At 65.0% G+C, this 3,567-nt stretch carries 4 protein-coding genes; all 4 read right to left on the bottom strand.

Going from position 1 to position 3,567, the window contains the following annotated elements; genetic code table 11:
- The coding region (locus tag GSQ79_RS29585) for a 3-deoxy-7-phosphoheptulonate synthase (protein WP_246725341.1) at positions 1–423 on the bottom strand (423 nt) is incomplete at its 3' end.
- Positions 424–532: 109 nt separating this feature from the next.
- On the bottom strand, positions 533–1,876 hold the full coding sequence (locus GSQ79_RS14830; protein WP_158809475.1) for an MFS transporter: 1,344 nt from the start codon (positions 1,874–1,876) through the stop codon (positions 533–535).
- Between the two features lie 4 nt (positions 1,877–1,880).
- Positions 1,881–3,296, bottom strand: a complete 1,416-nt coding sequence (gor, locus tag GSQ79_RS14835) for a glutathione-disulfide reductase (RefSeq protein ID WP_158809476.1) — start codon at positions 3,294–3,296, stop codon at positions 1,881–1,883.
- 68 nt (positions 3,297–3,364) lie between these two features.
- A partial coding sequence (locus tag GSQ79_RS14840; RefSeq protein ID WP_158809477.1) for a DUF2059 domain-containing protein occupies positions 3,365–3,567 on the bottom strand: 203 nt, incomplete at its 5' end.

Consider the following 3,567-nt stretch of genomic DNA (forward strand, 5'->3'; position numbering starts at 1 on the left):
GATGCCGTTGACGATGTCGCCGCGATAACTCGGCAGCTCGACGTCGCCGATGCGCTCCATCGGCGCCGAACGCGGCTTGGCGAACTGCCCGGCGACGCGCCCGACCTTGATGATCGGCGAGGCCGCAGCGAAGGTCGTGACGACCGCCATCTGCAAAAACACACGGAAGAAATCGCGGATGTTGTCGGCGGCGTGCTCGGCGAAGGCCTCGGCGCAATCGCCGCCCTGCAGCAGGAAGGCTTCGCCGGCCGCAACCTTGCCCAGCATCTTCTTCAGCTTGCGGGCTTCGCCGGCGAACACCAGCGGCGGGAAGCTGGCGAGCTGGCGCTCGACATCGGCAAGGGCGGCGGCATCGGGATAATCCGGCACCTGCTGTACGGGCAAACCCCTCCAGCTCGACGGTGACCAGGCAGCGCTAGACATAACATTCTCCTGCAAGCCCGCGCGTCTTCGCGCCTCGGGCTGACGTAAACCGCTGTCCTATAGCAATGTAGGGCTGCGATGCGACCCCGAATTTGGCGGGCCGATGGTCCTATAGATGGGGGCTCGGCGCTTCGCTGCCAGCCGACGCGTCGTGGGCGCCCCCGCGGAACAGGATCAGCGTGGCCGCCAGGCTCACACCCGCCGCCGCCGTCATCCAGAGCCCGGGCGCGGCCTTGTCGCTGGTGATCTCGATGAGCCAGGTCGAAACCGCTGGCGTAAACCCGCCAAACAGCGCGGTGGCGAGGCTGTAGGCAAGCGAGAAGCCGGTTGTGCGGACGTCGACCGGCATGATCTCGGTCAAGGCGACGATCAAGGCGCCGTTGTAGCTGGCGTAGAGGAACGACAGCCACAGCAGCGCGGCCAGCATCTTGCCGAAGGTCGGGCCGGCGACCAGCCAGACCAGCACGGGATAGGAGGTCAGCAGCGCGAGGATGGTGAAGGTGAGCAGCAGGGGCCGGCGTCCGATGCGGTCCGACAATGCACCCATCAGCGGCAGCCAGATGAAGTTGGACGCGCCAATGCAAAAGGTCACGGCGAGGCTCGACGTCGCCGACAGGCGCAACACGCTCTTGCCGAAAGTCGGGGTGTAGACGGTGACGAGATAGAACGACACCGTCGTCATCATCACCAGCATGCCGCCGAGCACGACGAGCCGCCAGTTGGTCGCCATCGACGCCAAAATGGTGCGCGCATCGGGGCGATGCTTGCGGGCCAGAAACACTTCGGTTTCTTCCAGCGAGCGGCGCAGGGTGAATATGACGGGTATAATCAGACAGCCGACGAAGAACGGGATGCGCCAGCCGAAGGCGAGGATCTGCTCCGGCGTCAGCAGGCTCGACAGGGCGAAGCCCAGCGCCGCCGCCACCATGATCGCCACCTGCTGGCTCGCCGACTGCCAGCTGGCGTAAAAGCCCTTTTGGCCGGGAGGCGCCATCTCGGTCAGGTAGACCGAGACGCCGCCGAGCTCGACGCCGGCGGAAAAGCCCTGCGCCAGGCGTCCCAGCAGCACCAGCGCCGGCGCGGCATAGGCGAGCCATGGTACATAAGCGTGGATGGTGGCGTAGGACGGCGTCAGCGCTATCAAGAGCGTGCCGAGCGCCATGATCGCCAGCGTCACCACCAGCCCGGTCCGCCGCCCGACGCGATCGACATAGGCGCCGAGCACCAAGGCCCCGAGCGGCCGCATGAGAAATCCCGCGCCGAAGGTGGCGAAGACCAGCATCAGCCGTGCGAACTCGTCGCTGTTGGGGAAGAAAGCCGCGCCGATGGCGGAGGCGAAGAACCCGAACAGGAAGAAGTCGAACATCTCCAGGAAATTGCCGGATGTCACGCGTATGACGGTCATCATATTTGAGCGCGGCTTGACGCTCGCAGTCGGCGGATCGGCGGTCATCACCCTACTCGCCGACGCCGTCGGCCATGCCCGGCACCATGGGATCGGGCTCGATGCGTTCGTGACGCATGCGCCGCACACGCATCGTCACCAGTTCCTCGGCGGCCGTCGGATGCACCGCCATCGTCTCGTCGAAGTCGGCTTTGGTGCCGCCCATCTTGATGACGATCCCGAGGATCTGCGCCATCTCGCCGGCGCTTTCGCCGAGGATATGGACGCCCAGCACCTTGTCGCTGTCGGCGTCGACGACGATTTTCATGATCGTCAGCTCCTTGCGGCCGGAGAGGGCGGCCTTCATCGGCTTGAACGTCGCGGCAAAGATATCGACGCGGGACGCGATGGTGCGCGCCTCGTCCTCGCTCATGCCGACGGTGCCGATCTCCGGCGTGGTGAAGACGGCGGTAGCGATCTTGGAGTAATCGACGCGCACCTTCTTCGAGCCGAACACCGTGTCCGCGAAGGCATGGCCTTCGCGGATCGCCACGGGCGTGAGGTTGACCCGGTCCGTGACGTCGCCGACAGCATAGATCGACGGCACGTTGGTGCACGACCAGTCGTCGACGACGATCTCGCCCTTCGGGCCCAGTTTGACGCCCGCCTTTTCGAGCCCGAGACCGCGGGTGTGCGGGTCACGCCCCGTCGCAACCAGCACCTGGTCAACCACGATCGGATCGCACCCGCTCATCGTCACGCGCAGGCCGTCAGCATCTTTCTCGATGCCGGTCGGCAAGCAGCCGAAGCGCAGGTCGACGCCGGCTTCCAGGAGCGCGTCGCGCAGGCCGACCCGCATGTCCTCGTCGAAGCCGCGCAACACGTTGTCGCTGCGGACGGCGAGCGTCACGGCACTGCCAATACGGGCGAACACGGAGGCGAACTCCACCGCGATATAGCCGCCGCCGACGATCAGCATGCGCTTGGGAAATTCGGGCAGATCGAAGATCTCGTTGGAGGTGATCGCCAGTTCTTTGCCCGGCACATCAGGGTGCAGGGCCGGCGTGCCGCCGGTCGCCACCAAAATCGTTTTGGCGGTCACTGTGCGGCCATCGCTTAGCAGGATGGTGTTTGCATCCTGCAGCGTCGCCCGCGCGGCCAGGATCTCGACGCCGGACTTGTGGAGATTGGTCGTATAGATCGCCGAAAGCCTAGTGATCTCCTTTTCCTTGGCGGCGACGAAATGCGGCCAGTCGAAGCTTGGCTGCGGCACGGTCCAGCCGAAGCCTGCAGCCTCGGCGAATTCGTCGACGAAGCGGCTGGCATAGACCATCAGCTTCTTGGGGACGCAGCCGCGGATCACGCAGGTGCCACCGACCCGAAACTCTTCCGCGATCATGACCTTGGCGCCGTGACCGGCCGCAATCCGGGCCGCGCGCGTGCCGCCGGACCCAGCCCCGATCACAAACAGGTCGACGTCGTAGGCCATGGCGGTCGTTCTTTCGTTCGGGGACTTAGTGGCGATGGGAGCGGCTTGGCGGAGGATGAGGCCGACGACTAGAGGTCGTGGCCCTTCTTCTTCATCTCCTCTCGCACGCGCGTCATCATATTGACCGAGATTTTCTGCTGCCAGGCCTGCATGCCGGCAACCAGCTGGTTGAGGAAGAACGGCTGCGCGTTGACGTATTTGTTGCCGGCGTCGCTTTTGAAAAACGCGAGAATGGCGCGGATATCCTGCTCCGAGAGCAGGTGGGCATAGA

Source organism: Beijerinckia sp. L45 (genome assembly GCF_009765775.1).
Lineage (GTDB): Bacteria > Pseudomonadota > Alphaproteobacteria > Rhizobiales > Beijerinckiaceae > RH-AL1.

What these genes read in the sequence shown, in the direction of transcription:
- gor (WP_158809476.1), bottom strand. Translation starts at nt 3,296, where the DNA reads ATGGCCTACGACGTCGACCTGTTTGTGATCGGGGCTGGGTCCGGCGGC.
- GSQ79_RS14830 (WP_158809475.1), bottom strand. Translation starts at nt 1,876, where the DNA reads ATGACCGCCGATCCGCCGACTGCGAGCGTCAAGCCGCGCTCAAATATG.